We start from the raw sequence: 25,715 nt of genomic DNA, 5'->3' as shown, positions 1-25,715 counted from the left end.
GAGAGGGACAGCACATGCAATTTCGTTCCGAGTACAAGCCGGAGGCTGGCAAATGACTGACCACAAGAACGAACGTTCCGACCAGGCCAACAAGTCCGAACAAGAGATCAAGGAAACCGGGGAGCTGACCGAGACGGGTGCCGCCCGCCGGAGCTTCCTGGGCAATCTGGGCAAGGGCGGTGCCGCCCTTGCCGTGTTTGGTCTGGGTGCGGAAACCGCCATGCAGACCCTGTTCAACCGCAGCACCCTGTCCAGCGCCGTGGCCGCCGGCATCGAGGGCTTCCACGTCGATGGCAAGGTGGATGGCTTTATCTGGCTGAACGACCGCCCCATCAACGGCGAGCTGCCGCCGCACCTGCTGCACGACGAAGTCACCCCGTTTCCCAACATGTTCATCCGCAACAACGGTGTGCCACCGGAGAAGGCCGGCATCGACGCATCCGCATGGACCCTGACGGTCCACGGCGAAGCGGCGAATGGAGAGAAGTCCTATACCATCGCGGACCTCAAGGAGAAGTTCGAGCACCACACCCTGCAAATCTGGATCGAGTGTGGCGGCAACGGGCGTGCCGCGTTCGAGCCGTCCCCGCGTGGTAACCAGTGGGATCTCGGTGCGGTCGGCTGCCCGACCTGGACCGGTGTGCGCCTGCGCGATGTGCTGGACGATGTCGGCTATGACGCGGACAAGGCCGTGTATATTGGATACAAGGCGGGCGATGCCCACCTGAGCGGCCGCGATGACCTGGATGCGCTGTCGCGTGGCTGCCCGATGCGCAAGGCCCTGGAGGACGAGACCCTGATCGTCTGGGCGATGAACGACGAGGATATCCCCGAGCAGCACGGCTATCCGCTGCGGCTGATCACGCCCGGCTTCCCGGGTTCCGCCAGCGGCAAGTGGCTGACCGAGATCCTCGTCCGTGATCGCGAGCATGACGGTCAGGGCATGACCGGCCACAGCTATCGCGTACCGCGTCATCCGGTGGAGCCGGGTGCCGACGTGCCGAACGAGGACATGGTCGTCCTCGAGGAAATGCCGGTGAAGTCGCTGATCACCTATCCCGAGACCGGTGCCGAGACCTCCGTTGGCAGCACGCTGAAGGTCGCGGGCAAGGCCTGGGATGGCTATGGCGATGTCGAGGAGCTCCATGTCTCGACCGACTTCGGGGTGACCTGGCAGAAGGCCGACCTGAAGCGTCCGGTGAACAAGTTTGCCTGGCAGACCTGGGAGGCGGACATCGAGTTCTCCGAACCCGGTTTCCATCAGGTGTGGGCCGTGGCCACCAACAGCAAGGGCGATCGTCAGCCGATGGTGCTGCCGGGCTGGAACCCGCGGGGTTACGGCAACAACAAGGCCCACCACATTGATGTCCGAGTCAAAGCCTAAGGAGCCCTAATGAAGTCGAAGATGGTCCTGTTGTTGCCGGCCATCCTCGGCCTCCTCTGGGTGGCGCCCGCATTTGCGGGCGACCACGTCGAGGCGGCCGAGGAGTACAAGACCGACTCGGAAACCGGGCTGATCAAGGCCCCGGGATTCGATACGGTCAAGAACAATTGCACGGTGTGCCACTCGGCCCGGTTGTTCACGAGTCGGGGGTATACCCGCAAGATCTGGCTGGAACAGATCCGCTGGATGCAGGACACGCAGGGGCTCTGGGAGTTCTCGCCTGAAGTGGAGGAAGAGATCCTGGACTACCTGGAGACGTACTACCCACCGCGTTGATCCTGACACGGTGACAACGAAACGCCCCGGCTGGTCCGGGGCGTTTTTTTTCGAACCGTGAACACTTCCCGGCGCCGTTCGTTGTGGAGCCTCGCGAGGTTGTCCACAAACGGCGCCCGGCGCGGTCCTATTCGCCGGTCGCGGGTGTGATGGCCCAGCAGCGATGGGGCGGGGGCGGGCGTCGGTAGTCTTCGTCCAGGGTCTCGCGGGTGATGTCGCGGGCATGGAGCCCGGTCAGGGACTCGTGGTCCAGTTCGAAGCGGCGGCGGTTGGTGGAGAAGTAGAGCACGCCGTCCGGGGTGAGCAGGCGCGCCGCCAGGAGGATCAGGTGGGCATGGTCGCGCTGCACCTCGAAGTCGTCCTCGGTGCGCTTGGAGTTGGAGAAGGTGGGCGGGTCCAGGAAGATCCGCTCGAACACCATGCCGGGGGTGTCCGTGGCCCCTTCCAGCCAGTGGATCACGTCCTCGCGCAGCAGGGCGTGGGTGCCGGGCTGGCGCCGGCTGCGGCCATCGCGGATCTCGGCCTCCAGGCCGTTGGCGCGGAAGTTGTCCGCGGCCCACTCCAGGTAGGTGTTGGACAGGTCCACCGAGACGGTCTGGCGGGCACCGCCCACTGCGGCATGCACGCTGACCGCGGCGGTGTAGCAGAACAGGTTCAACAGGCGCAGGCCGCGGCATTCCTGTTGCAGGCGCAGGCGCATCGGTCGATGGTCCAGGAACAGCCCGCTGTCGAGGTAGGCATCCAGGTCGACCCACAGGCGGCAGCCGTGCTCGTGCACCGGAAACGGAGCGGGCTGGACGGTCTCCGCGCGCTGGTACTGCGAGCGTCCCTTCTGTGCCCGGCGCTGCTTGTAATGCAGATGGGCGGGTTCGATGCCGGTAACCTCCAGCATCGCGGCCAGTGCCCCGCGCAGACGCGCCTCGGCGCGTGCCGCATCGACGCTGGCGGGTGCGGCAAACTCCTGCACATGCAGGTGAACCGTGCCGTCCTCGGCCTCGTAGCGGTCGATCTGCAGGGGGTATTCGGCCAGGTCCGCGTCGTAGATGCGATAGCAGGTGACTCCCTGGCGGCGTGCCCAGCGGGCCAGGTGGCGCAGGTTCTTTTGCAGCCGATTGGCGAAATCCGGCGCCGGGGCCGCGGCCGGCTCGTCGCGCCGATGGATCTCGAACTGCAGCAGGTGGCAGGCGAGGGTGCCGTTGTAGAAGCGGTGCTTGTGACTGGCGCGCAGGCCCAGGCGTTGCGAGTCGGTGGTATCCGCGACCAGCAGGGCGACATGCCAGCCGCCGAAGGCGCTGCGCAGGCGCTCGCCCAGCAGGCTGTAGAGCTTGATCAGTTCCGGGGTGTTGCCGATGCGCTCGCCGTAGGGCGGGTTGCTGACCAGCATGCCGTGGTCGGCCGGGGGCTCCAGGGTCAGGGCATCGGCCTGTTCGAAGCGCGTGCAGTCGCGCACGCCGGCGGCCTGGGCCGCCTTGCGGGCGGCGGCCACCGCCCCCCGGTCGCGGTCGCTGCCCCGCAGCGGCGGGCCCTGCCAGGGGCGCACCGCGTCACGCGCCTCGGCCACGCAGCTGGCCCAGAGCCCGGCGTCGTGGCCGGACCAGCCATGGGGGCGGAAACCCTCGCGCAGCAGGCCGGGGGCGGTACGGGTGGCCATCAGGGCCGCTTCGATCACCAGCGTGCCGCTGCCGCAGAAGGGGTCGAGGAACTGCGCGTCGGGATGGGTCTCCAAGTGCTCCGGCCAGCCGGCACGCATCAGCAGGGCGGCGGCGAGGTTCTCGCGCAGCGGGGCCTCGCCGCCGCTGCCGCGATAGCCGCGACGGTGCAGGCCACCGTTGCCGATATCCAGGCTGATCTGGGCCTGCCGGCCCTGCAGTTGCAGCAGCACGCGCACGTCCGGATCGGGGGCGTCCACGTCGGGGCGTTCACCGGTGGCGTCGCGGAAGGCATCGGCGATGCCATCCTTCACGCGCACCCCGGCGAAATGGGTATGCCCGATGTGCGAACTCTTCCCGGTGACATCCACGGCAAAGGTGGCGTCGAGCCCGAACAGGGCGGGCCAGTCCAGGGTCCGGCTGGCGACGTAGCAGGCATCGCCGTCGGGTTCGTCGAAGCGCGCCAGCGGCAGCAGGATGCGGCTGGCCACGCGGCTGCCAAGCAGGCAGCGGTACAGCGTGGCGAGATCCGCGTGAAAGTGGATGCCGGCGCGGTCTTCCCGCAGGTCCAGGGCACCGAGACCCTCCAGCTCGCGAGCGACCAGCGGGGCGAGCCCGCCGGCGGCCGTGGCCAGGTATTCGCGGTCGTCGGCCGTCGGGTCGAAGGGGGCAATCGGTTCGCCGGAGGAAGACTCGGTCATCGCGGGCTCGGGCAGGCTGGGAAGCCCGACATTCTGGCACAACCGGGTGCTGTGCCGGAGCGGGACCGGGGACGCGCGGCGTTCAGCGCAGCAGGCGCCGGCGGATCAGGTAGGTCGCCAGGATGATGGCGCCGAGGCCGTAGGCGGCAATCACGGCCAGGTGCGGCAGCCAGGCCGCGGGCCAGGTGCCGGTCATCAGTGGCCGCACGATCTCCAGGACGTGCGCCAGCGGCAGGGCCAGGGCCAGGCCCTGCACCCAGCCGGGCAACTCCGTGAGCGGGAAGAACACGCCCGAGAGCAGCAGCATGGGCGTTACGGCCAGGGTGAAGTAGTAGAGGAAGAAATCGTAGCTGCGCGCCAGGGCCGTGATGACGAGGGCCAGCGCGCCGAAGGTGAACGCGGCGAGGAAGATCACCGGCAGCGCCAGCAGCGCGCGGGCATCGGCGACCAGCCCCAGCAGGCTGGCGACCACCAGGATGGTGATGGCGCTGATCAGGCCCTTGGTCGCGGCCCAGGAGGCCTCGGCGAAGACGATGTCGTCCAGGGTTAGCGGGGTCGCGAGCATGCCCAGCCAGGTGTTCTGTTCTGCCATGCGGGTGTAGGCGGAGTACATGCCCTCGAAGCTCGCGGTGAACATCGCGGAGGAGCAGATGATGCCCGAGGCGATGAACACCATGTAGCGCATGCCGTCGAGATCGCCCACCAGGCTGCCAAAGCCGTAGCCAAAGGCCAGCAGGTACAGGATGGGCTCGCCGAAGTTGCCCAGCATGGACGGCACAATCAGCTTGCGCCAGACCAGCAGGTTGCGCCGCCAGACCGCAACGAAGCGCAGGCTGGGGCGGGGCAGGATAGGGTGGTCGCCGGACATGGGCTTAGTCCCTCAGCTCGTGGCCGGTGAGTTTCAGGAAGACGTCTTCCAGATCCGCCTCGCGCAGGGTCGGCTCGTGGCCCAACGTGCGCAGGCGCTCGCGCAGCCGGTCGGGCTCGGCGGTGTAGACCAGCCACGTGTCGGCGACCTGGTGGGCCCGGTCCTTCGGGCCCAGTTCGCGCTGCAGGACCTCCCCGGCGTCCGCACCGCCGACCGTCAGCACCCAGGGCTCGATGTGCTCGGCGATCAGCCGGCTTGGGGCATCACAGGCGATGATGCGGCCGTGGTCGATGATCGCGATGCGGTCGCACAGCTCCTCGGCCTCTTCCATGTAGTGGGTGGTCAGCACGAGGGTGACGCCCGAGGCGCGCAGTGCCCGAAGCTGGCGCCACAGATGATGCCGGGCCTGTGGGTCGAGACCGGTGGTGGGTTCGTCCAGCACCACCACCTCGGGTTCGTTGATCAGCGCACGGGCCAGGGTCAGGCGGCGCTTCATGCCGCCGGACAGGGCGTCGATGCGCGCGCCGCGCTTGTCGTTCAGGTTGACCTGCCCCAGTAGCCGGTCGATGCGCGACTCGACCTCCGGCCCGGCCAGGCCGAAGTAGGCGGCGTAGGTGCGCATGTTCTCGATCACCGTGAAGTCGGGATCGAGCGTGTCGAACTGGGGCACGATGCCCAGGCGTTCGCGCACGGCGCGTTCGCCCTCCGGCATGGGCAGGCCCAGGACCTCGACCTGCCCGCCGTCGATCGGCGTCATGCCCAGCAGCATGCGCAGGGTGGTGGTCTTGCCGGCGCCATTGGGGCCCAGCAGGCCGAAGAACTCGCCGGGGGCAATCTCCAGATCCACGCCGTCCACGACCGCAACGCCGTCGTATGCCTTGTACAGCTGCTGGATGTGAATGGCGGACACGGCGAGACTCGGGACGGATGGAGAGTGCATACCATACCGGTTCGCGGCAGTGCCCCCAATGTCCCGGTGCGGCACCATGAAAAAGGCCCGGATCTCTCGATCCGGGCCTCGCCGTGGATGGATTACGCGCCGCGGTTACGGCTTGCTGTAGGTGTAGCCCTGGTGCTGCAGCCAGGAGATGTGCGCCACGCCGCTGGGGATCACGTCGGCCTCGGAGGCATCGAACAGTGAGCTCAGCTCGATGCTGCGTCCACGCAGGGTGTTCGCGCAGACCTGGAATTCCACGTTCTGCATCTTGAGGTTTTCGATGCGACCGCGCAGGTTCTCGTTGGTGTTGGCGGTTTGCAGCAGGCCGAGGCCATCTCCGTGCATCACCACCTTGATCTCCATGTTCTCGGCGCCAACGGCGTTGATGTGGTTCTGGATGTTGCCCATCGCGCCCATGTAACGCCGCTCGTCGTCGTAATTCACGTGGTAGACGACCTTGTGGGTGCCGTAGTCGAACTCGCTCGCGGCCGCCAGGCCGGGAATGCTCAGTACCATTGCGAGCAGTACGGGCAGGATCAGTTTCATTGTGTTCATTGCACAGGTTCCTCCTGAAACAACAACGAACCCGGGCGGGTTTCGAGTACGCCACGGGGCCTTGCGCCGGGGGTGGCGCGCTGCGATCGGGGACTTCGCGGTGAAGGCGATCGACAGGTGTGGATAAGACGCATCAGCCATGCGCCTATTCCCGTCTGCAGCGCCACAATAGGGTCATGTGCGGCACGAGCCGGGGCGGGTTTACGCGTGGGGTCTATTGGCACAAAGAAAAGGGCCCGGGAAGTCCCGGGCCCGAAGCGACGACCGGGAGATGGCGGTCGCCGCGGTGCTTGCCGCAGGGGTATTACGGACGCACGTAGGTGTAACCGTCCTGCTGCAGGTGCGACAGGTGGGCCACGCCGCTCGGGATGATGTCGTCCTCGGAGGCGTCGTAGAGATCGTTGGCGATATCGATATTCCGGCCAACGACGGTGTTGTTGCACACCTGGAAGTCCACGTCCTGCATCTTCAGCTGGTCGACGAAGGCCTTCAGGTCTTCGTTCGACTTGGCGTGCTGCAGCAGGCTGAGCCCGTTGCCGTGCATCACGACCTTGATGCTCATGCGGTCGGCGCCCACGGCGTTGATGTGGTTCTGGATGTTCCGCATCGCGCCGATCTGCCGCTGTTCATTGTCATGGTTCACGTGATAGACGACTTTTTGCTCGGAATAGTAGCTATCCGCGAGGGCGGTACCCGGCAGGGCGAATACGGCGGCGGCCATGGCCAGCGGAAGGATGAAGCGTTTTTTCATGATCGGGCTCCTGCGTTTGTTCCCGTGTTTTGTTTTCGATACGCCCGGGGCGTATGTCGCGCTGCAATGAGCAGACCGGATCCGATAGTGGGCGTCCGTGCCTTTCGTATCCGGTTATGGGGAGGACGGGAACCGTTCGCGATTATTCCGAAAAGATGCAACATAAGAATTTGATATAGAGTCGACAATTAGAATATTAGGGTGTTCGTCTTTCATGCATGCCCCACGTTGCATGCACGGCCAGGGTGAGCAGGACCAGGCCGCCGGCCAGTAGTGTGAGCAGGCTCGGGGCCTCGGCCAGAAACAGCCAGACCCAGAGTGTGCCGAACACCGCCTCCAGCACCAGGAACAGGGCAACCTCGCCGGCCGGGAGGTAGCGGGTCGACAGGGCGATCAGGGTCAGCGCCAGCGGGAGCTGGACGAGGCCCATGAGCGCCAGGACCGCGAGGCTGTCGAGGCCGACGGCGAGTGGCGTCGCCAGCGGCCATGCGATCAGCGCGGCCAGCATCCCGCCCGCCGCGATCACGGCCAGCCGGTCCACTTGGGGCGAGCGGCGCAGCAGGGTCAGGTTGATGCCGACGACCAGGGCCGCCAGCAGCGCCAGGGCGTCGCCGAGCCAGCCCCCGGCCTCCAGCGAGCCGGCCAACACCCCGGCAATCCCGCCGATACAGATCAGCATGGCGACCCAGGTCCGCAGCGGCACCCATTCGCGCAGCAGCAGTCCGGAGAACACGGCCGCGAACAGTGGCGAGGCCGCCAGGATGACCACCACGTTAGCCACCGTGGTGTGCAGGATGGCGAGCACGAACAGGATGGTGGTCGCCGCGAACCCGGCCGCGACCCAGCCGGCAGCGCGCCCGCCGAGGCGCAGGTGGGTCCAGGCCCAGCGCCCGTCGAGGATGCGCAGCAGCAGGGTCAGGGCAAGGGCCATCAGCACCCCGCGCCAGAAGACGATGTCCATGCCCTGGGTGTCGGCCAGGCGCACCAGCAGTCCGTCGAAGCTGAGCGCCATCACGCCGGTGAAGGCGAGCAGGGAGCCGTGCAGGTGTTCGCGTTGCATGATCCGGTTCACCCTCCATGTGCCGCTTTTCCAGCGGGGTTGTTACAGTGCCTGGGTACCGTTTTCGGAGTGCCGTATGTCCGCATCCCAGATCCCGCCCGAACTGCAGTCGATCGGAGCCATTGGCCTCGGCATCATGGGGGCACCCATGACCCGCAACCTCCTCGCCGCCGGGGCCGACGTCCAGGTCTGGGCGCGCCGGCCGGAGACGGCTGAAGCACTCGCGCAGGATGGGGCGCAGCCATGCACGAGCCTCCCGGAGCTGGTTCGCGGTGTGAGGGTGCTGGTGCTGAATGTCTCCGATACGCCGGATGTCGAGGCGCTGATGCTGGGGCCGGACGGGGTCCTGGAGCACGCCCGTCCCGGACTGATCGTGATCGATCACAGCACCATCGACCCGATGCGCACCCGCGCCATCGCCCGCGCGGCTGCCGAACGCGAGGTGACCTTCGTGGATGCCCCGGTTTCGGGCGGGGAGCCGGGCGCGCGGGCCGGGACCCTGAGCCTGATGGTGGGCGGGCCGGTCGATGTTGTCGAGAGGCTGCGACCGATCTTCGAGGTGGTGGGCTCCACCTTGACCCACGTGGGCGACAGCGGCGCGGGGCAGATCGCCAAGGCCTGCAACCAGCTGGTGGTGGGCGAGACCCTGGTCGCGATCGGGGAGGCGTTTGCGTTGGCCGAACAGACCGGGGTGGACCCGGCACGCATGCGCGAGGCGTTAATGGGAGGCTTTGCCGGTTCGCGCATCCTGGAGGTACACGGCCAGCGGCTACTGGATGGCGACTTCGAGCCCGGTTTCCAGACCGGGCTCTACCACAAGGATCTGGGCATTGTGGCCGGGCTGGGCGAGGCGGTGGGGCTGAGCCTCGATGGACTCATGCCGGTGCGACGCGCGGTGGACGAGGCGTTGGAGGCCGGGCAGGCCGATCACGATGTGGCCATCCTGGCGCGTTTTTGCCTTCACGCCCGTGACGATCAAGGGCGTTAAAGGCGGTTCTTGGCGTCGCGGGTTAGCCGAACAGGCGCCAGAGGATGTAGAGCACCGAGAACACCAGGCCGAATACGATCCCGGCCCAGGACAGGGCGCGCATGCCGCGCCCTGGTCGGTGTTGCTCCGGCATGTCCGGTGACATCACCACCTTGAAGGTGATCCAGGCCAGTACTGGGGCGGACAGGAACGACAGCAGCGTGGCGAAATCGACCAGGCGGGTGAAGTGTTCCCCGGCCTGCGAAATCAGCAGCACGGCGCCGCTGGCGACCACCAGCAGCGCGATCCGGTAGCCCCACCAGTCCAGGCCTCGTTCGCCTTTGCGCGAGGGATCCATGGTCTGTGGTGCGTGGCCGTCCTCGCGCAGGGTGCGGATGATCGCCACGATCACACGGGGGTAGGCATCGGTGACGGCCAGGGTGGTCGAGAACATTGTGGTCAGGGCGGCCACGGCGATCAGGGTGCGGCTCCATTCGCCCAGACTATGGGCATACAGGTCTACCAGCTGAGCGGAGAAGGCGGCCGCCCCCGGGGCAAAGCCGATCCCGCTGCCATACATCAGCACCGCGCCCAGCAGCATGAACGCGAGGGCAATCACCACCGCGCCCAGGTAGCCCAGGCGGAAGTCGAAGATCGCCTCGCGTACCGTTGGGGCGTGGCCCGTCTGGCGGGCGCGCTCCTGGGTCCAGATCGAATGCCAGGCGGCCACATCGAGCGGGATCGGCATCCATCCCAGCAGGGCCAGCACGAAGGCGAAGCCGGCCAGGGTCCAGAGGCTCGACCACTCTTGCGCGCCGGACAGGGTGACCAGGTCCGGAGCCTCGCGGAAGGCGAGTGCCACGGCGGCCACGGTGGAGACGCTGAGCGCCGCCATGATGATCTTCATGCCCAGATCGAGCCCGCGGTAGGCGCCGATCATCAGGAACATAATGCATGCGGCCAGCACCAGGGCCGAGACCAGGGTGACCGACAGATCCAGGTCAAAGACCAGTGTGACCAGCCCGGCGGTGGTCAGCGTGACCACTGCCTGGATGGTAAACAGGGTACCCACGGTCACCGCGATGTAGAGCCCGAGTGCCCAGTTGCCGAGCCGGTGGTAGCCGGTCAGCAGGTGATGTCCAGTGGCGGCCGCGTAGCGCGGGCCGAACTCCAGGAATGGATACTTGAACAGGCAGGCCAGCAGCACGATCGGGATCAGCAGCAGCCCGTATTCGGCCCCGCCCCGGGTGGCCTGGACGAGATGCGACACGCCGACGGCCGCTCCAGCCATCAGCAGGCCCGGTCCGATGGCGGCGCGCAGCGCGGCGCGGGTGGAAGCAGTCATGGATCAGTGGTTCCCCTCGGATGTTGGCGGATTCGGTTCGGGCAGGGAGTCGGTGGAGGCGATGATAATGCGGTCGCGTCCGCTGTTCTTGGCCGCGTACAGGGCCTGGTCGGCGCGCCCCAGCAGCGAGTCCGCGGTGTCGCCGGGACGAAAACTGGCAATGCCGGCCGAGCAGGTCTGGCTGTAGGGCATTACGGCGCGCAGGCGCTCCAGCACCAGCCGGGATTGTTGCGCATCCACATGCGGGAGTGCCACCACGAATTCTTCGCCGCCGAAGCGTGCCAGCAGATCCGTGGGCCGCAGGATGGGGCGCCAGGCATCCACCATTTCCTGCAGCAGGGCGTCGCCGGCGGCATGGCCATGGGTGTCATTGAAGCGCTTGAAATGGTCGACATCCAGGTATGCGAGGTTCAGCGGACCCCGGGTGCGTTCGGCACGGGCGATTTCGCGGGCCAGCTGTTCTTCCAGGTGGCGGCGATTACTGACGCCCGTCAGCGGGTCCGTGTGCGAGAGGTGCTCCAGGCGCCGGGCCTGGTGCTGGGTCTCGCGCAGCAGTCCGGCCATCCGGTACAACACCAGCAGGAACAGCAGGATAGAAGCGATTGCCGCGACGCGGATGATCTCCATCTCGCTGCCAGCGGTAAACAGGATCACCATGGGTACCAGGACGGATGCGGCGCCCAGCACGAGCAGACGCCGGCCGGAGAGTTCGGCGGCCGAGGTGTGCGCGCGCGGTTCCATCTTGGCGGAAGGGTGCCACGCAGCCGCCACGATCAGGGAATAGGCAATCAGCCAGAATGCATCGGTCAGGCCCCCAGCGGTGTACCAGCCGGTGGAGTTTCCGTGGGCGTAGAGCAGGTCGGCGGTCAGGTAGGCCAGCATCCCCAGGAGCAGGACGCTGTGGGCGGTGATGCGCGTTTGATGCAGGAACACCAGGCGCAGGACCAGCGGTAGCAGGATCAGGTCCGCGACCGGATAGCCGGCCGAAACCAGCAATTGCAGCCAGGTCAGGTCGGAGTCGTAGGTGTAGGGGGCGATCAGCAGCGCCCAGCCGAGTACCGCCGCCGAGATCCCCACGATCAGGGCATCCACCAGGGCACCGTCGTCGCGTGCGGTCGGAGCTCCCAGTCGCCACAGCGCCACGGCAAACAGCGGATATACGGACAGATAGAAGACATCCGCGGCCGAGGGGAAGGGTTCCAGGCCCTGCAGGTCGAGCCAGTACCAGATGGCGTGGCCGCTGGCCGCCAGTGCCAGTGCGGCCGCGACCAGGCCCCAGGCGGTCGCGGCGAACGGTCGCGGGCGCTGTAGCAGGGCAATGCCGACGGCGACCGCGGCGCCTGCGGTGGCGATCACGTAGAGGCCGCTGGCCGCCAGGCCATAGGGCAGGGCGACATAGGCTGCGGTCAGCAGGAGGCCGACAGCCAGTAGCACCTTCCAGGCATTCGGGTGCAATAACCGGGTATCCCGGCGGTCTGGCTTGCCTACCGAGTGCACCTTGTCGCGCTGTGTGCCGGCCCATTTCCCCATTTCCGATATGGTGACAGACCGGTGAGGGGTTGTCCCGTTTCGGCATGCGCCGATTGCGGGTTACGAGGGGGTGCTGGCGCGATCCGCCAGTGCCCCGGCGCTACAGGCCGATCAGTTCGGCATGCACGCCGGAGGCGGTCACCGTGTCCAGCAGCTTGCGGCTGTTGATCCGCTCGGGGTCGTATTCCACGACCATCAGGTGGGGCCGTTCGTCGTGGCTGGAGGCAGCCATTACGCCGGGCAGTTCGCGCAGGGTGTCCTGGATGCGTTCGCGCGACGCGTGATCGGTGTGCTCGTCGATGTGGATGGTGACATCCGCCATGTGATTGCTCATCGGGGGGCTCCTTCGGCCACTGGGCCGTGCGCCGTCTCCATGAATATAGACGGCGCACGGGCTGACTCAAGCGGAGACCTGGCCGGCGGCGGAACAGGGGGCTATGGTGAAGGGATGAATGCAAAAGGGAGAACGACGATGCGAGCGATCTGGCTGGGGCTGGCCCTTGCCGCGGTGGGTAGTACCGCGCAGGCCGAGGAACTGACGGGCGATACGCTGCTGGAGGCGGCCAACGCCGAGATCACCAACATCGACAAGGAGGGCCTGCAGGAGTGGATCGCCAGCGAGCCGGACCACGTGGTGATTGATGTGCGCACCCGCACCGAGATCGAGCACACCGGCGGGCAGATCCGTTCCAGCGAGACGCTCAATATCCCGCGTGGCTGGATCGAGTTCGAGGCCCCCGGCGAGATCCCGGACAAGGACACCCCGATTGTCGTCTACTGCGGCCAGAACCTGCGCAGCGTGGCCGCCGCGCAGACCCTGCAGCAGATGGGCTACACCAACGTGCAGAACTATCCCGGTGGCTTCTTCGAGTGGCAGGACGCGGGCCTGCCGCTGTACGTGCTGGACAAGGCGCGGGACTCGTTCCTCTACGATCGCCCGCAAAAGGTAACCGACGGTGTGTGGTCCGCGATTGGCGCGACTCAGCCCTCCACCTACGAGAATTCCGGCCACAACAACAACCTGTCGTTCATCATCACCGAGGACGGCGTGGTGGTGATGAACGCCGGCGACAACTACCTGCTGGCCAAATCACTGCACGAGGAGATCCGGAAGATCACCGACCAGCCAGTGAAATACGTGGTGCTGGAGAACGCCCAGGGCCATGCCATGCTCGGCATGACCTACTGGCAGGAGCAGGGCGCCACGGTGATCGCCCACAAGGATGCCTGGCGCGAGATCGAGGCCAACGGCCAGGCCAGCCTGGAGGGCGCGGCCAATCGCACCCGCGACAAGTCCTTCATGACCGAGCTGGGCACGCCGGATGTCACTTTCGCCACCCGCCTGGACCTGGACATGGGTGGCGAGACCATCCAGGTCCGCTATCTCGGCCCGGGCCATGCCCCGGGCGATATCGCCATCTGGGCGCCCGAGCGCAAGGCGCTCATTACCGGCGACCTGGCCTTTCACCAGCGCATGCTCCCGATCTTCGAGTACACCGACACCGCCGGCTGGATCGAGACCTGGCACGAACTGGAGGCCCTGGATGCCGACTACATCATCCCGGGCCACGGCGACCCCGTGAGTGACTTCGATGTGCTCCGGCGCTACACGCACGATTACCTCGTGTATCTGCGCGGAGAAGTCCAGCGCATCCTGGACGAGGGCGGCACGTTGAACGATGCCTACAACATCGACCAGACCGCTTACCGTCACCTGGACACCTACGGCGAACTGCACCGCCAGAACGCCGGCCGCGTCTTCCGCGCCATGGAGTTCGAGGACTTCTGAACCGCAATCCGGGTGCGGTGACCCGGTCATCGCGAGCGCAGCGAAGCAATCTCCATCCATAATCCGGGCCTCCCATCGGCGGCCCGCCCCCTCCAGGGTATTGATCGGGCCTGTGCAGCGCATGGGCTCGCTCGTTTTTCCGCGATGTCTCGTGGCCGGCGTATGGCGTTTCGCATATGTTCGCGCTAAATTAGAACGAACGTTCGGTTCGGTTGTGGTGATGACGGAAAACCCAAAGCAATCGGTGCGCGGTGCCGCACTGCGCAAGCTCGTGCTGGATACCGCCCTGGAGCGGTTCAGTCGTGATGGCTATTTCAATACCTCCATCCATGACATCCGTCGCCAGGCCGGGGTCTCCATTGGCTCGATCTATCACCACTTCGGCAACAAGGAGGCGCTGGCCAAGGCGCTGTACGACGACCTGCTGCAACGCATGGACGCCGGCCTGGCCGAGGTGATGGAGCGCGAGAGTGACTGCCGTGCGCGCTGTGACGGGATTATCGCGTTCCTGTTCGAGGCCGCGATCGTGGCCCCTCAGACCCTGCGCTTCGTGCTGGAGGCGCGCCACCGCGAGTTTCTTCCGGACGAGCCGCCGGTGTGTTCCTCGCAGCCGTTCCAGCGCATGCGCGAGTGCATCGAGCAGGGCATTCAGAACGGCGAAGTTCGCCCGATGGAGGTACCCGTGGCCGCCACCGCCGCGTTCGGCGGCGCGATCCGCCTGCTGCACCTGCACCTCGACGGTGTCCTGGAGCAACCGCTGGCGCACTACCTGGCCGAGACGCAGGAGGCCGCCTGGCGCGCCATTGTCATGACCCCCGCGGACAACCCGTAACCCCGCTTCCACCACGAAGGAGAGCCCCCATGAAAATCGTTGCTTCCCTGTTCCTGCTGTTTGCCTTGTCCCTGTCCGCCTTGAGCGTCCAGGCCGATACCCCCACCGATGCCCGGGCCCTGGAGGGTGTTGAACAGGGCCGGGTGGTGTTCGACTTGAACAACAATGACCCGGAGATGCTGGCGCTATATCTGATGGTGATTCGCGAGACCTTTGACGACCTGACCGATCAAGGTGTCGAGCCGGACATGATTCTGGCGTTTCGCGGGCGGGCCGTGACCATGGTGTCCGAGGACCGCGAACGCTTCGATCTGACCGAGTTTGACCACCTCGACGCCATCGAGGAGCACGTGGCTGCGTTGAAGGAGAAGGGCGTTCGCATGGAGTCCTGTGCCGTGGCCACCCGGCTGTTCGGGGTCGAACATGGCGAGCTGCTACCCGGCATCGAACCGGTGCGCAACACCTTCGTCTCCCTGACCGGCTATCAGGCGCAGGGCTACGCGGTCATCCCCATCTACTGAGTCCGAGTGATTCAGGCTCCGAGTCCGGGGACGAGACCCCCGGACCTAAACCACGAAAGGAGGAGTATCCATGCGAAACCGAATAGTGATCCTGCTTGTGGCCCTGCTGCTGCCGCTCGGTCTGGCGTCCACGGCCGCCGCCGAGGGCCTGGACAACCGCGAGGCGACCCAGGGCATCGAGACCATGCGGGCGGTCTACGACATGCGCAAGTCCGATCCCAACGTGATGCTGGCCTACTTGCGCGGCATCGCCACCAACCACGAGAACCTGCTCAAGGAGGGCGTGGAGCCCGATCTGCGCATGGTCTTCATCGCCGAGGCGGTGAAGTTCATCACCACCGACCCCGAGCCGGAGATCGCCATCGACCACGGCGACACCCTGGAAGAGATCGCCAAGGCCGTCGACCGCCTCGATGAGCTGGGTGTGAAGATGGAGGTCTGCGCCGCCGCGACCCGCGCCTACGGGGTGGACAACGACCAGGTGCTGGAGCCCATCCAGCCGGTCCGCAGTGGGTTCATCGCCGTCATGGGCTACCAGAACCAGGGCTACGCACTGGTCCCCGTCTACTGAGTTCCCGCCGGCCCTCACACGGGTCCTTTCTTGTCGTCGCAGGGAGGCGACGACTGCTTTGCCTCCAGCTACCTCCTCGAGTGAAGCCCTTCGCTCGGCGCCGTGCTTTTCGACTATCATGAAGTTCGAAATTCGGGCGTTGCTCCGTCGGGAAACCTTGTGGGCGGGGCAGTGTCCCAGGTTCGCGCGCTGCCCGGCGGCATTTGCGCAAAGTGATTTCGCGCCGCGGGCACCCCGGACGATCGAACCGGGGTGCCCGCGGCCCTCACCGAATCCACGGGATCCACGCCATGCCCAGTAGCCGTGACCTGCTTGACGGACTGGCCCACCTGACGGGCAACCGCGATGCCCAGCGTCTGGAGTACAGCCTGCTCAAGACACTGGACGGCATTTACGAGTCTGCGTGCATCTGGGCGATTCAGTTGAAGGCCGATGGGCGACCCAGGAGCCTGCATTCGTTCGATCGCAAGCACGATGCCGTGATGACGGTTCCGTTTGATTCCGCGGATCAGCCCACGCCCGCCGGGTTGCTGGAACGGGCATTGGCGACTGGCCAGCCGGTCGCGGATGTCGACGAATCCGGCTCTCGGGTCTCGGTCTTTCCCATGTCCGGACTCAACGAATTCAGTATCTGTCTGGTGTTTTCTTTCGATGACGACGGAAGTAACGAGTCGCTCGATACACTCCTGGTCGAGAGCTTCCTCTCGGTCTACCGCAATTTCGTGCGTTTGATCGACGATGCGCAGACCGACGAGCTCACTGGGTTGCTCAACCGCAAGACCTTCGACGCGAACTTTCGTGACCTCGCGACGATGGGGCGCAGTGTTACCCGCCCCGGGCTTGCGGACGATCGCCGTCACGAGCCCGGCCCCGAGGAAACGCAGATCTGGGTGGCCGTCATCGATGTTGATGACTTCAAGAAGATCAATGACAGTTTTGGGCACGTCTACGGAGACGAAGTCCTGATCCTGCTGGCCCGGCTGCTGCAGCAGAGCTTCCGTGACAACGACCTGATCTATCGTTTCGGTGGCGAGGAGTTCGTCGTCCTGGCCCAGATTGCCGGCGCCGACCGGGCTGTCGCCACATTCGAACGGCTCAAGGATGCGGTCGCCGATTATGCCTTGCCGCGGGTCGGTCGTGTCACGACCAGCATTGGCGTGACGCGGTTGCAGTCTTACAAGACCGTTAGCGCTGTGCTGGATGAGGCCGACCAGGCCCTGTACTACGCCAAGGCACATGGCAAGAACCGGGTCTGCCTGTACGACCGGCTGGTGGCCGAAGGTGCGGTGGAGCCCTCCAGCATCCAGACTGGCGAGATCGAACTGTTCTGAACGACCGGGGTGGATGCCGGGCTAGCCGCGCGCGAGGCGGCGGTTGAGCATGTAGACCGACAGTGGCGCGAACACCAGCGCAATCCCCAGGGCCCAGGCCAGCGACCCAAGTGCCGGCTCCAGGGCCGGACCATCGGCATTCATCAGTCCGCGGGCGGCATCCGCCAGCAGCGATACCGGGTTGGCCTGCACGAAGCCCTGCAGCCACGTCGGCATCGTGTCCACGGGCACGAAGGCGGAGCTGACGAAGGTGATCGGGAACAGCGCGGTAAAGCCGAACAGCTGGACATGCTCGGGGTCGCGAGCGATCACGCCCACCAGCACCATCACCCAGGAGAAGGCCACCGCGAAGGCCAGCACCAGCGCCACCATCGCCAGTAGATGGGCCCATGAAGTCTCCAGGCGAAAGCCCAGCAGATACCCGACCACCAGCAACAGCGCAATACACAAAAGCTGCTTGACCACGTCCGCCAGGATGCGGCCGGCCAGTGGCGCCCAGCGCGGGATGGGCAGGGCACGGAAGCGGTCGAACACGCCACGGGTCAGGTCGGTGTTCAGGCCGTGGCCGACATACACGGTGACGAAAAGCATGTTCATCACGATCACGCCCGGCAGCACGAACGCCAGGTAGTTCTCCGGTGAGCCGGCAATGGCCCCGCCGAACACGAACAGGAACAGCACCAGGAACAGGATCGGCTGGATGCTGTAGTCGCCCAGCTCCCACGGGTTGCGGCGCACCTGCACCAGGCTGCGCCAGGCCAGCGCCAGGGTCTGGTCGATGGCTTTCATGCCGCGTCCTCCCCGGCGCCGGGCTCTTCACGGCTGGCTCCACTGCGCCCGGTCAGGGACAGGAACACGTCGTCCAGGCTGGCGCCGCGCAGCCCCAGCTCCGCGACCTCGATGCCGGCGGCGTCGAGGTCACGCAGCACCGCAGGCAGCAGCGACGGGTTGGATACCGGCACGCTGATGGTCTCGCCGTCCACCCGGGGCTGCGTGCCCACGATCCCGGCCACCCGGTCGCCGGCGGCAGCGGCCTGTTCCGTGTGGGCCACCACCAGGAACAATGTGCGGCCCCCGACCCGCGCCTTCAGTTCCGCGGCCGTGCCCTTGGCGATGACCCGGCCGTGGTCGAGTACCACGATGGTATCGGCCAGGGCATCGGCCTCCTCCAGGTACTGGGTGGTCAGCAGCACGGTGGTGCCACCGGCTTGCAGTTGCCGCACGCGTTCCCACAGATCGCGGCGGGCCCGCGGGTCCAGGCCGGTGGAGGGTTCGTCGAGGAACAGGATGCGTGGCCGGCCTACCAGGCTGGCGGCCAGATCCAGTCGGCGCCGCATGCCTCCGGAATAGGTCTGCGCGGGGCGATTTGCGGCCTCGCGCAGGTCGAAGTCTCCCAGCAATTCGTCGGCGCGGGCCCGGGCCTCCCGGCGTTTCAGGCCCAGCAGGCGGCCGATCAGGATCAGGTTTTCGCGCCCGGTCAGCTTCTCGTCCACTGATGCGTACTGGCCCGTCAGGCCGATGATCTCGCGCACCCGAGCGGCTTCGCGGACCATATCGAAGCCGCCAACGTGGGCCGTACCGGCAGTCGGGGCGAGCAGCGTGGCCAGCATGCGCACCACGGTGGTCTTGCCGGCCCCGTTCGGACCCAGCAGGCCCAGGACCTGCCCGGAGGGTACCCGAAGGTCCACCCCGTCCACGGCCCGGGTGGCGCCAAAGGCGCGAACCAGACCTTCCGCTTCGATGGCGTTGTCCAAACTCGTCTCCAGTCTTCCTGTTTTTGCTGAGACGCCTTCGGGTTGTGCCGGTTCCGGGCGTTCCCGTCAGCTGTCCCGGCGCGTCTTCAGCAGATCGCGGATCTCGGCCAGCAGCTTTTCCTCGTTGCTGGGGGCCGGGGGTTCCGCGGGCTTTGCCTCCTCCTTGCGCTGGAGGCGGGCGATCATCTTGATGGCGGCAAACACCACCGCGGCAATGATCAGGAAGTCCACCACGCGCTTGATGAATGTACCGTAATTGATCGTGACCGCTGCCACGCCGTTTTCCGCCTCGCGCAGCACGATCATCAGATCGGAGAAATCGACCCCGCCGATCAGCAGGCCAATCGGCGGCATCACCACATCGGAAACCAGTGACGAAACGATCTGGCCGAACGCCAGCCCGATGATGACGCCCACGGCCATGTCCACTACGTTGCCACGCGCCACGAACTGCTTGAACTCGTTCACGATGCCCATGCCTCGTCTCCAGTCGGTGATTACGGTTCGATCTATAGGCCAGCGTGGGGGTGTTGCGAGGCGGTGCCGGGAAGAACCTCGGCAAACGCGGGCGCTCGCCCGCACGCACTCATGCATCCGGATGATCGCTTGGCTCGGCTCGCGCCGTTTCCCGGCGGCCGGCAGATTTAGCTGTATCTGCTATAAAGGTTATATGGCGGGACTTTGTCCGTCCGAACCTGAGGAGAGCTCTCCATGAAACAGACGGAATGCGTACAAGCTCCCACCGGCCGGGACCACGTCGCTGCACGCGGCATGGCGTGGCTCGCCCTGGTTGTGCTTTGGTGGGCGGCCCCCGTGGCCCAGGCAACACCGGGGCCGGATTTCAGCGCGCTGTTCGGCGACAGCGACTTTATCGAGATCATCGAGCGCGACGAGGGCCTCGAGACCCGCCCGACCGGGTACGTCTCCCAGGATGCCGAGCCGGACCATGTGTTCCGGATCGACCTGGACGAGGGGCAGGTGCCCATCGGGCAGGGCGTGGTCTACGACGGCTTCCTGATCGACGGGAAGCTGCCTGGACCCACGCTGCGGGTGACCGAGGGCGACATCGTGCGCATGGAGATCACTAATAGCGGCGATGTGATGCATGGCGCCTCGATCCATGCCGCCTATACCCAGACCTCGAAGCACGTCGGGCACATCCTCCCCGGGCAGACCAAGTCGGTGACCTTCCGTGCCACCACGCCGGGGGTCTTCATGTATCACTGCGCCCCGGGGGGCCACGCCATCCCGATGCACGTGATGTTCGGCCAGTACGGGATGATCGTGGTCGAGCCCCGCGATAAGTCCTACCAGCTGGAGGCGGATCTGGGACAGGAGCCGGACCTGAAGCTGTACATGTTGCAGCACGAACTGTACGCCAGCGGCAAGGAGGCGGTGGAAGGCGACGCCAGCTACACCGCCTTCAATGGCCAGCTGTTCCGCTACGTGGAGAACCCCATCCCCGTCCGGCCGGGCGACTACGTGCGCATGTATTTCATGAATATCGGCCCCAATCTTCTGTCGACCTTCCATATCGTCGGCATCGTTTGGGACTACGTGTACTGGCAGGGGCACCCGGAAGCACGGTGGCCAGGGGGCCAGACGGTGACCACGGGTCCCTCGGACTCCTGGGTGATCGAGTTCCGCATACCCCCGGAGGAAGGCGTCTACACCATGCTGGATCATGGCGTCGGGGCCACCAGCCGCGGGGCGATCGGATTGCTGGACGCGCGTGCGGATGCGGATACCCCCTCCGAGGTCCTGGCCGACGGTCCCACCTACGACGAGGGGGAGCGCGCGGAGCGGATCGGTGAAGCCCGGCGTATCCTTTCGCCGTTCGGTATCCCCGCGGCCGAGACGAACCCGGTACCCGCCCGAGCCGATCGTCCGGTCCGGTTCGGGGACGATGTGGACGAGGTCGTGATCGAAATGAAGGGCAATTCCTTCTATCCGAAGGTCGTCGAGGTGGCATCGGGCACCAAGGTTACCTGGGTGAACGAGGACGTCTTTACCTACGGTCTCGGGGAGACCTCGGGGGCGCACAATGCCGTCGTCATGAGCGGCCCGCAGTCGTTCGCCACGGCGATGCTGAGCCATGCCGAGAGCGACAGCGTCACGCTGACGGAGCCGGGTACGTACAACTATATCTGCGCCCCGCACCCCTATATGGAAGGGCGCATCATCGTGCGGGATCCGGACTAACGCGGGCTGTCACGATCGGGGAGCCTTGCCCCACGCGCAGCCGTGTTTGGTGGATTGACGGGGGTCAGGAACCGTGGGCCCGGCGGGAGTCGTCCGGGGCCTGGTCGCGGTCGTGCATGCCATAGTCGCGCACGACCTCGGCTACCCGTAGCCGGTAGTCGGCAAAGATGCCGCCGCGCCCGGCCGCCTGCACCTGGCGGTGCTCCTCCAGGTTGCGCCATTCCCGAACGGCCGCTTCATCCCGCCAGAAAGACAGTGACAGCACCTTGCCCGGCTGGCTCAGGCTTTCGAAACGCTCGATGGAGAGGAATCCGTCGACGTCCTTCAGGTGTTCGCGCAGACTCGCGGCCGCATCCAGGTAGTCCTGCTTGCGTTCCGTATGCGGTTCCACTTCAAAGATTACGGCGATCATGGCGGGCTTTGGTATGGGGATGAAGGGCCGATTAGACCACGCGAGCGTCGGTTCTGGGGAAGGTATTCAAGGGACGAGTGGCCAGTCCGATTCATCGAGGCACACCTGGGGCCATCATCCCGGACGCCGCGCAGCGGCGACCCGGGATCTCCGGCGCTGGGGGAGTCGCTGACGTAGGAGATCCCGGCTCTGCGCTTCGATCCCGCCGGGATGACGAGCGGGGGCAGAAGGCGGTTGGGTCGTGGCCCGTGATGATTGGGCGTCAGGCTGTCCTGGCCGCGCTTGCGTTGGAGATTTCGCGCCGGATCAGGTGGTCGACGTAGAGAAAGCCGAAGGGGACAACGCCGAGGAACAAGACCAGCAGCCACTTCCATACCGGCCAGCCGCTCAGATGGCTGGCGAACAACGAGGTCGCGCCATAGACGATAAACAGGACGCCGTGCACCCAGCCCGCGTAGGTCACGGCCAGCGGCATGTCCGCGTAGCTGCGCAGGGGCATCGCGACAAAGAGCAGGACGAGGAGCGAAATGCCCTCGATGACGCTGAGCAGACGGAAGAATTGCATGGTCGGGACCGGTGGCATGGGGATCGGCGCGGAGGGTAGCACAGGCCGTCCGAACGCCTCTGGTAACCTTTCGGCACGAGAAGCCTCGCTTCGGTCACCAGGAACCCGCATGAGTACAAGGCAGCACTGGGAACACGTCTACCAGACCCGTGCCACCGATGCGGTAGGCTGGTATCAGGCCCAGGCGCGAACGTCGCGGGCGCTGATCGAGGCCGTTGCCCCGGATCGGGATGCCGCGATTGTGGATATCGGCGGCGGCGCCTCTGTCCTGGCGGACGAGTTGCTGACGGCGGGCTACGGCAACCTGACGGTGGTCGATCTGTCCGGGGCGGCGCTCGCGAAGGCACGGGAACGGATCGGGACGCGCGCGTCAGAGGTGGTGTGGCAGGAAGCAGACGTACTGGGATATGCGTTCCCCGAAGCGTCGTTCGATGTCTGGCATGACCGTGCGGTGTTCCACTTCCTGACCGATCCGGATCAACGTGCCCGCTATGCGAGGCAGATGCGGCGGGCACTGCGTCCGGGCGGACACGTGGTGATCGGGACCTTCGCGCCCGACGGCCCGGAAACGTGTTCCGGCCTGCCGGTCCAGCGTCACTCTCCGGATACCCTGCAGGACGCGTTCGGTCCGGAATGTGTACTGGTGCAGTCGCAGCGGGAGGTACACGTGACCCCGGGCGGGACCGAGCAGCCGTTCAACTGGTGCGTATTCCGCAAGAGCGCGTGAGTCACCGGCCGGCCCGCCGCCGCTTGTCGCTCAGCGGTCTTTGCCCTTCGCGGCGTGGGCCCTGGCCCGGGCACGGATCTCTTCGAAGAACAGCACCTCCCAGCGGGTGTTGTGTTCCTCCCGCGACAGGGCCCCGGTGTCCTCTTGCTCGCGCTCCAGGCGCGCATCCGCCGCGGCCTCGGCGTCATCCAGGATCTGCTTGAAGCTTTCCCGTGCCGCGGCCGCCTTCGGATCGATCCCCTGGCGCTGCAGGACATCGGCCAGCAAGGATCCCCCTTTCTTCCACTTTGACCACAGCCTCATGCGAACGCCCTCGGGGCCACGCGGAGACATGCACGTGTGCGCACCCATCCTGCGCGCAAGCGCTTGCGGTCAACACCCCGCAGCCATTGTTCCGGTCGAATCGGCGTCGTCCGCATGAAACCCGCCGGCCCCGGCGCCGCCACCGCCCCGAGCATCAAGGTCAGGCGATGCGGTAGGTGGAGGCCAGGTCGCGTACACGCGAGGCGATGTCCGCGACCTCCTGGCTGGCGGTTGCTGTCTGGCGGGAACCATTGGCGGTATCGCCGGTAATGTCGTTGATGGCGTAGATGTTGCGGTTGATCTCCTCGGCCACCGCGTTCTGTTCTTCCGCCGCGCTGGCGATCTGCGTGGTCATGTCGCTGATCCGGCCGACGGCCTGGACGATGGATTCCAGCGCCTGGCCGGCGCGTTCGGCGTCGTTGCTGGTGGCCTCGGCCATCTCGCGTCCGCGGCCCATGGCGGACACGGCGTTGCGGGTGCCGGCCTGCAGCGCCTCGATCATCGCCTGGATGTCGGCGGTGGAGTCCTGCGTGCGCGAGGCGAGGGTCCGCACCTCGTCGGCGACCACGGCGAAGCCGCGTCCCTGTTCGCCGGCGCGGGCGGCCTCGATCGCCGCATTCAGGGCCAGCAGGTTGGTCTGTTCGGCGATGCCACGGATCACATCCAGGACCGTGCCGATCTGCTGACCTTTCTCGTCCAGATTGCGCACGGTCTCCTCGATGGTGGCGACCTCGCCCGACAGGCGCCCGATATCGCTGACCACCGTGCGCACCACCTCGCCGCCCGCCCGCGACTCCTGGTCGGCTTCCTGGCTGGAGGACGCGGCATCGGAGGCGTTGCGGGCGACTTCCTGCACCGTCGCCGCCATCTCGTTCATCGCCGTGGAGACCTGTTCGGTCTGCGAGCGTTGCTGGTCGATGTTGCCGTCGGTCTGTGCGCTCACGGCGGACAGCTCCTCGGCGGCCGAGGCCATCTGGTCGGTCAGGGTGCGCAGCTCGCGGATCGAGTCCTGGAACTGGTCGAGCATGCTGTTCAGCGCATTCGCGGTGGCGCCGATCTCGTCGTCGGCGCTGACATCCACCCGGCGCGACAGGTCATGGTGCTCGGCGATCTGGCCCAGGGTTTCGCGCATGTGGGCGATCGGGAGTGCCACCGAGCGGTACGTCCAAACGCCGGTGATCACCACGGCGATCAGCACCAGCAGCATCAGCCCGCCGGTGCGCACCAGCACCTGCGTATAGAACTCCGAAACGCGTTCGGCCTCGGCCCCGGCTACGTCGATCTGCAGGTCGACCAGCTCGGTAATCTGGTCGCTGATCGGGTCGATGCTGTCGTACAGCGGACCATTGAAGGCGTCGAGCTCGCCCTGAACATTGCCGGACATCCCCTCAAGGGCTTCCTCCAGGCGGTCCAGATCGGCGTTGGCGGCACGGAACAAGGCGCGGGCGCCATCGGCGAGTTCCTGCTCGCGGGGCGTGAGCGTGGTGGCCAGGTAGGCCTCCCAGATGTCGGCGATCTCCGTGCGCGCCTCGCGCACGTTGGCCAGCGCCTCTTCGGCCGTCATCCGCCCGGCATCGGCCTTGTTCACCGCATCGATGACCAGCACCGCGTAGTTGTCGGCGATGGTCTTCAGCTGCTGCAGGGGCACGACCCGGTCGTGATAGATGTTTTGCACGCCGTCCTCGATGTTGGCCGTGCCGCGGGCGGCCAGCGCCGCGAGCAGCAGTAGTGCGGCCACGGGCACCACGATGGTGATGACCAGCTTGGATCGAACGGAAAGCGAGCGGAGGTTCATGGGCGGGTCCTTTGTATTGCCTGGAATGGGCGAGCCTGACGCATCAGGCCAGTGGCACTTTAAACGGCCTGCCAAGGAAAACCTTGAGATACCTCAACCGTGCCGAGGCCGTTCGGGGTGACTGTTTTCCAGTACGTCGGGCTCGCGCGCGGGTCGGGTCGCGCTACTTCGCGCTGCTGGAGGCGAGGGTTTCGCGAATGCGCCGAACATCGCGCACGTACTCGAGCATCGCTGTCATCGCGTCCGCGAACAGGTAGGTCCCGAACAGGGCCATGCCGGCCGCGAACAGCCCGGCAAGGGGCCAAAGGGCGGCGAGCAGCACGGCCAGCATCCAGCCCGCCGGTTCGATCCGGTCGGCGTTCAGGCCGAGAGCGACCACCGCGTTACTCGCCAGGGGCTCGACGGTCGTCAGGGAGAGGACCGCAAACGCCAGCGAGAACAGCACGAAGCCAATGGCCAGCAGTTCGCCCATCAGCCGGATACAGACCACGACGCAGGTGATGGCGGGGTAGTCTCGTGTTTCCAGTGCCCCCAAAACCTGTGCCCTCCGCCACAGGAGCCCTGCCCAGGCTAGTATCGCAATGGCAAAGAGGATCTGGAGAACCACCAGGGAAATGGTCGGCCACGGAAGTTGCCATGTCTCCTGCGCCAGGGTCCAGAAAGCCCCCGATGCCAGCAAGCCAGCCAGGCCCGTCAGGATAGCGAAGCCACGCAGTCCCCACCCTGCAAGCCGCTGCAGGGGAAGCACCCCTTCGCTGCCCCCGGTCCGTTCGTCGCTCACGTTCGCCTCCGTTTCGTTCGTACAGGCCGACGATACTGCCCGAAAACCG

Annotated in this window: 27 protein-coding genes; 10 read left to right on the top strand and 17 right to left on the bottom strand. The window is 66.2% G+C overall.

Going from position 1 to position 25,715, the window contains the following annotated elements; translation table 11 throughout:
• Window positions 1-52 precede the first annotated feature (52 nt).
• Window positions 53-1,384, top strand: coding sequence for a sulfite oxidase (locus F817_RS0103565; protein ID WP_024326361.1), 1,332 nt, complete (start codon window positions 53-55; stop codon window positions 1,382-1,384).
• A gap of 9 nt (window positions 1,385-1,393) precedes the next feature.
• Entirely contained in the window at window positions 1,394-1,720 is a 327-nt protein-coding gene (locus F817_RS0103560; protein WP_024326360.1) for a hypothetical protein, read from the top strand.
• A 127-nt stretch (window positions 1,721-1,847) separates the two neighbouring features.
• On the opposite strand, the gene rlmKL is transcribed toward F817_RS0103560, so the two are convergent.
• The 6 genes from rlmKL to F817_RS0103530 form a co-directional block, all read right to left on the bottom strand.
• Window positions 1,848-4,070: a bifunctional 23S rRNA (guanine(2069)-N(7))-methyltransferase RlmK/23S rRNA (guanine(2445)-N(2))-methyltransferase RlmL gene (gene rlmKL, locus F817_RS0103555; protein WP_024326359.1), complete on the bottom strand. Its 2,223-nt coding sequence runs from the start codon at window positions 4,068-4,070 to the stop codon at window positions 1,848-1,850.
• An 82-nt stretch (window positions 4,071-4,152) separates the two neighbouring features.
• Window positions 4,153-4,938, bottom strand: a complete 786-nt coding sequence (locus F817_RS0103550; RefSeq protein WP_024326358.1) for an ABC transporter permease — start codon at window positions 4,936-4,938, stop codon at window positions 4,153-4,155.
• 4 nt (window positions 4,939-4,942) lie between these two features.
• Window positions 4,943-5,848: an ABC transporter ATP-binding protein gene (locus F817_RS0103545; protein ID WP_024326357.1), complete on the bottom strand. Its 906-nt coding sequence runs from the start codon at window positions 5,846-5,848 to the stop codon at window positions 4,943-4,945.
• Window positions 5,849-5,983: 135 nt separating this feature from the next.
• Window positions 5,984-6,430, bottom strand: coding sequence for a DsrE family protein (locus F817_RS0103540; RefSeq protein ID WP_024326356.1), 447 nt, complete (start codon window positions 6,428-6,430; stop codon window positions 5,984-5,986).
• Between the two features lie 304 nt (window positions 6,431-6,734).
• Window positions 6,735-7,181: a DsrE family protein gene (locus tag F817_RS0103535; protein WP_024326355.1), complete on the bottom strand. Its 447-nt coding sequence runs from the start codon at window positions 7,179-7,181 to the stop codon at window positions 6,735-6,737.
• Between the two features lie 196 nt (window positions 7,182-7,377).
• On the bottom strand, window positions 7,378-8,241 hold the full coding sequence (locus F817_RS0103530) for a DMT family transporter (RefSeq protein ID WP_024326354.1): 864 nt from the start codon (window positions 8,239-8,241) through the stop codon (window positions 7,378-7,380).
• A gap of 76 nt (window positions 8,242-8,317) precedes the next feature.
• Here F817_RS0103530 and F817_RS0103525 point away from each other — a divergent pair, with 76 nt between their 5' ends.
• Window positions 8,318-9,229 (top strand): NAD(P)-dependent oxidoreductase, encoded by a 912-nt coding sequence (locus tag F817_RS0103525; RefSeq protein WP_024326353.1) that lies wholly within the window; start codon window positions 8,318-8,320, stop codon window positions 9,227-9,229.
• A 22-nt stretch (window positions 9,230-9,251) separates the two neighbouring features.
• Here the strand turns inward: F817_RS0103525 and F817_RS0103520 are convergent, their stop codons facing one another.
• From F817_RS0103520 to F817_RS0103510, 3 genes are all read right to left on the bottom strand, one after another.
• Window positions 9,252-10,553, bottom strand: coding sequence for an NRAMP family divalent metal transporter (locus F817_RS0103520; RefSeq protein ID WP_024326352.1), 1,302 nt, complete (start codon window positions 10,551-10,553; stop codon window positions 9,252-9,254).
• 3 nt (window positions 10,554-10,556) lie between these two features.
• Entirely contained in the window at window positions 10,557-12,083 is a 1,527-nt protein-coding gene (locus F817_RS0103515; protein WP_024326351.1) for a GGDEF domain-containing protein, read from the bottom strand.
• Between the two features lie 100 nt (window positions 12,084-12,183).
• Window positions 12,184-12,417 carry a heavy-metal-associated domain-containing protein gene (locus F817_RS0103510; protein WP_024326350.1) on the bottom strand — a complete coding sequence of 78 codons (234 nt, stop codon included), beginning with the start codon at window positions 12,415-12,417 and terminating at the stop codon, window positions 12,184-12,186.
• Window positions 12,418-12,555: 138 nt separating this feature from the next.
• Between F817_RS0103510 and F817_RS0103505 the strand changes: the two genes are divergently transcribed.
• From F817_RS0103505 to F817_RS0103485, 5 genes are all read left to right on the top strand, one after another.
• Window positions 12,556-13,872 carry a rhodanese-like domain-containing protein gene (locus F817_RS0103505; protein ID WP_024326349.1) on the top strand — a complete coding sequence of 439 codons (1,317 nt, stop codon included), beginning with the start codon at window positions 12,556-12,558 and terminating at the stop codon, window positions 13,870-13,872.
• A 220-nt stretch (window positions 13,873-14,092) separates the two neighbouring features.
• The gene (locus F817_RS0103500) at window positions 14,093-14,704 is read left to right on the top strand and encodes a TetR/AcrR family transcriptional regulator (RefSeq protein WP_024326348.1); all 612 of its coding nucleotides are present in this window, start codon (window positions 14,093-14,095) and stop codon (window positions 14,702-14,704) included.
• Between the two features lie 29 nt (window positions 14,705-14,733).
• Window positions 14,734-15,225, top strand: a complete 492-nt coding sequence (locus F817_RS0103495) for a DsrE family protein (protein WP_024326347.1) — start codon at window positions 14,734-14,736, stop codon at window positions 15,223-15,225.
• A 70-nt stretch (window positions 15,226-15,295) separates the two neighbouring features.
• Entirely contained in the window at window positions 15,296-15,796 is a 501-nt protein-coding gene (locus tag F817_RS0103490; protein WP_024326346.1) for a DsrE family protein, read from the top strand.
• A 290-nt stretch (window positions 15,797-16,086) separates the two neighbouring features.
• Window positions 16,087-17,127 carry a GGDEF domain-containing protein gene (locus F817_RS0103485; protein ID WP_024326345.1) on the top strand — a complete coding sequence of 347 codons (1,041 nt, stop codon included), beginning with the start codon at window positions 16,087-16,089 and terminating at the stop codon, window positions 17,125-17,127.
• Between the two features lie 21 nt (window positions 17,128-17,148).
• On the opposite strand, the gene F817_RS0103480 is transcribed toward F817_RS0103485, so the two are convergent.
• The 3 genes from F817_RS0103480 to mscL form a co-directional block, all read right to left on the bottom strand.
• Window positions 17,149-17,916, bottom strand: coding sequence for an ABC transporter permease (locus tag F817_RS0103480; RefSeq protein ID WP_024326344.1), 768 nt, complete (start codon window positions 17,914-17,916; stop codon window positions 17,149-17,151).
• Window positions 17,913-18,881 carry a daunorubicin resistance protein DrrA family ABC transporter ATP-binding protein gene (locus tag F817_RS0103475; RefSeq protein ID WP_024326343.1) on the bottom strand — a complete coding sequence of 323 codons (969 nt, stop codon included), beginning with the start codon at window positions 18,879-18,881 and terminating at the stop codon, window positions 17,913-17,915. The genes F817_RS0103480 and F817_RS0103475 overlap by 4 nt, the downstream gene beginning before the upstream one ends.
• A 66-nt stretch (window positions 18,882-18,947) precedes the next feature.
• Window positions 18,948-19,358 carry a large-conductance mechanosensitive channel protein MscL gene (gene mscL / locus F817_RS0103470; RefSeq protein ID WP_024326342.1) on the bottom strand — a complete coding sequence of 137 codons (411 nt, stop codon included), beginning with the start codon at window positions 19,356-19,358 and terminating at the stop codon, window positions 18,948-18,950.
• Window positions 19,359-19,652: 294 nt separating this feature from the next.
• Between mscL and F817_RS0103465 the strand changes: the two genes are divergently transcribed.
• On the top strand, window positions 19,653-21,083 hold the full coding sequence (locus tag F817_RS0103465; RefSeq protein ID WP_029681021.1) for a plastocyanin/azurin family copper-binding protein: 1,431 nt from the start codon (window positions 19,653-19,655) through the stop codon (window positions 21,081-21,083).
• Between the two features lie 64 nt (window positions 21,084-21,147).
• On the opposite strand, the gene F817_RS0103460 is transcribed toward F817_RS0103465, so the two are convergent.
• Together F817_RS0103460 and F817_RS0103455 are read right to left on the bottom strand one after the other, a co-directional pair.
• Window positions 21,148-21,495, bottom strand: coding sequence for an antibiotic biosynthesis monooxygenase (locus F817_RS0103460; protein WP_024326340.1), 348 nt, complete (start codon window positions 21,493-21,495; stop codon window positions 21,148-21,150).
• A 262-nt stretch (window positions 21,496-21,757) separates the two neighbouring features.
• Window positions 21,758-22,060 carry a DUF3817 domain-containing protein gene (locus F817_RS0103455; RefSeq protein WP_024326339.1) on the bottom strand — a complete coding sequence of 101 codons (303 nt, stop codon included), beginning with the start codon at window positions 22,058-22,060 and terminating at the stop codon, window positions 21,758-21,760.
• A 109-nt stretch (window positions 22,061-22,169) separates the two neighbouring features.
• Here F817_RS0103455 and F817_RS0103450 point away from each other — a divergent pair, with 109 nt between their 5' ends.
• Window positions 22,170-22,787, top strand: coding sequence for a class I SAM-dependent methyltransferase (locus F817_RS0103450; protein ID WP_024326338.1), 618 nt, complete (start codon window positions 22,170-22,172; stop codon window positions 22,785-22,787).
• Window positions 22,788-22,817: 30 nt separating this feature from the next.
• Here F817_RS0103450 and F817_RS0103445 read toward each other — a convergent pair whose 3' ends face one another.
• The 3 genes from F817_RS0103445 to F817_RS0103435 form a co-directional block, all read right to left on the bottom strand.
• Window positions 22,818-23,090 (bottom strand): hypothetical protein, encoded by a 273-nt coding sequence (locus F817_RS0103445; RefSeq protein WP_024326337.1) that lies wholly within the window; start codon window positions 23,088-23,090, stop codon window positions 22,818-22,820.
• 160 nt (window positions 23,091-23,250) lie between these two features.
• Entirely contained in the window at window positions 23,251-24,885 is a 1,635-nt protein-coding gene (locus F817_RS0103440) for a methyl-accepting chemotaxis protein (RefSeq protein WP_024326336.1), read from the bottom strand.
• 163 nt (window positions 24,886-25,048) lie between these two features.
• Window positions 25,049-25,666, bottom strand: a complete 618-nt coding sequence (locus F817_RS0103435) for a hypothetical protein (protein ID WP_024326335.1) — start codon at window positions 25,664-25,666, stop codon at window positions 25,049-25,051.
• Between the last annotated feature and the right edge of the window lie 49 nt (window positions 25,667-25,715).

Origin of the sequence: Thioalkalivibrio sp. AKL19 (genome assembly GCF_000420165.1) — a bacterium.
GTDB lineage: Bacteria > Pseudomonadota > Gammaproteobacteria > Ectothiorhodospirales > Ectothiorhodospiraceae > Thioalkalivibrio.
The sequence above is the reverse complement of the archived record's forward strand: the minus strand, read 5'-3'. Positions and strand labels throughout refer to the sequence as shown.

Bases quoted from the DNA above. Each gene is read 5' to 3' on its own strand.
- F817_RS0103440 (WP_024326336.1), bottom strand. From the start codon at position 24,885: ATGAACCTCCGCTCGCTTTCCGTTCGATCCAAGCTGGTCATCACCATC.
- F817_RS0103480 (WP_024326344.1), bottom strand. From the start codon at position 17,916: ATGAAAGCCATCGACCAGACCCTGGCGCTGGCCTGGCGCAGCCTGGTG.
- F817_RS0103495 (WP_024326347.1), top strand. From the start codon at position 14,734: ATGAAAATCGTTGCTTCCCTGTTCCTGCTGTTTGCCTTGTCCCTGTCC.
- rlmKL (WP_024326359.1), bottom strand. From the start codon at position 4,070: ATGACCGAGTCTTCCTCCGGCGAACCGATTGCCCCCTTCGACCCGACG.
- F817_RS0103510 (WP_024326350.1), bottom strand. From the start codon at position 12,417: ATGAGCAATCACATGGCGGATGTCACCATCCACATCGACGAGCACACC.
- F817_RS0103485 (WP_024326345.1), top strand. From the start codon at position 16,087: ATGCCCAGTAGCCGTGACCTGCTTGACGGACTGGCCCACCTGACGGGC.
- F817_RS0103505 (WP_024326349.1), top strand. From the start codon at position 12,556: ATGCGAGCGATCTGGCTGGGGCTGGCCCTTGCCGCGGTGGGTAGTACC.
- F817_RS0103530 (WP_024326354.1), bottom strand. From the start codon at position 8,241: ATGCAACGCGAACACCTGCACGGCTCCCTGCTCGCCTTCACCGGCGTG.
- F817_RS0103460 (WP_024326340.1), bottom strand. From the start codon at position 21,495: ATGATCGCCGTAATCTTTGAAGTGGAACCGCATACGGAACGCAAGCAG.
- F817_RS0103455 (WP_024326339.1), bottom strand. From the start codon at position 22,060: ATGCAATTCTTCCGTCTGCTCAGCGTCATCGAGGGCATTTCGCTCCTC.
- F817_RS0103520 (WP_024326352.1), bottom strand. From the start codon at position 10,553: ATGACTGCTTCCACCCGCGCCGCGCTGCGCGCCGCCATCGGACCGGGC.
- F817_RS0103500 (WP_024326348.1), top strand. From the start codon at position 14,093: ATGACGGAAAACCCAAAGCAATCGGTGCGCGGTGCCGCACTGCGCAAG.
- F817_RS0103490 (WP_024326346.1), top strand. From the start codon at position 15,296: ATGCGAAACCGAATAGTGATCCTGCTTGTGGCCCTGCTGCTGCCGCTC.
- F817_RS0103560 (WP_024326360.1), top strand. From the start codon at position 1,394: ATGAAGTCGAAGATGGTCCTGTTGTTGCCGGCCATCCTCGGCCTCCTC.
- F817_RS0103450 (WP_024326338.1), top strand. From the start codon at position 22,170: ATGAGTACAAGGCAGCACTGGGAACACGTCTACCAGACCCGTGCCACC.
- F817_RS0103550 (WP_024326358.1), bottom strand. From the start codon at position 4,938: ATGTCCGGCGACCACCCTATCCTGCCCCGCCCCAGCCTGCGCTTCGTT.
- F817_RS0103565 (WP_024326361.1), top strand. From the start codon at position 53: ATGACTGACCACAAGAACGAACGTTCCGACCAGGCCAACAAGTCCGAA.
- F817_RS0103515 (WP_024326351.1), bottom strand. From the start codon at position 12,083: ATGGGGAAATGGGCCGGCACACAGCGCGACAAGGTGCACTCGGTAGGC.
- F817_RS0103465 (WP_029681021.1), top strand. From the start codon at position 19,653: ATGGCGTGGCTCGCCCTGGTTGTGCTTTGGTGGGCGGCCCCCGTGGCC.
- F817_RS0103535 (WP_024326355.1), bottom strand. From the start codon at position 7,181: ATGAAAAAACGCTTCATCCTTCCGCTGGCCATGGCCGCCGCCGTATTC.
- F817_RS0103540 (WP_024326356.1), bottom strand. From the start codon at position 6,430: ATGAACACAATGAAACTGATCCTGCCCGTACTGCTCGCAATGGTACTG.
- F817_RS0103525 (WP_024326353.1), top strand. From the start codon at position 8,318: ATGTCCGCATCCCAGATCCCGCCCGAACTGCAGTCGATCGGAGCCATT.
- F817_RS0103445 (WP_024326337.1), bottom strand. From the start codon at position 23,090: ATGAGGCTGTGGTCAAAGTGGAAGAAAGGGGGATCCTTGCTGGCCGAT.
- mscL (WP_024326342.1), bottom strand. From the start codon at position 19,358: ATGGGCATCGTGAACGAGTTCAAGCAGTTCGTGGCGCGTGGCAACGTA.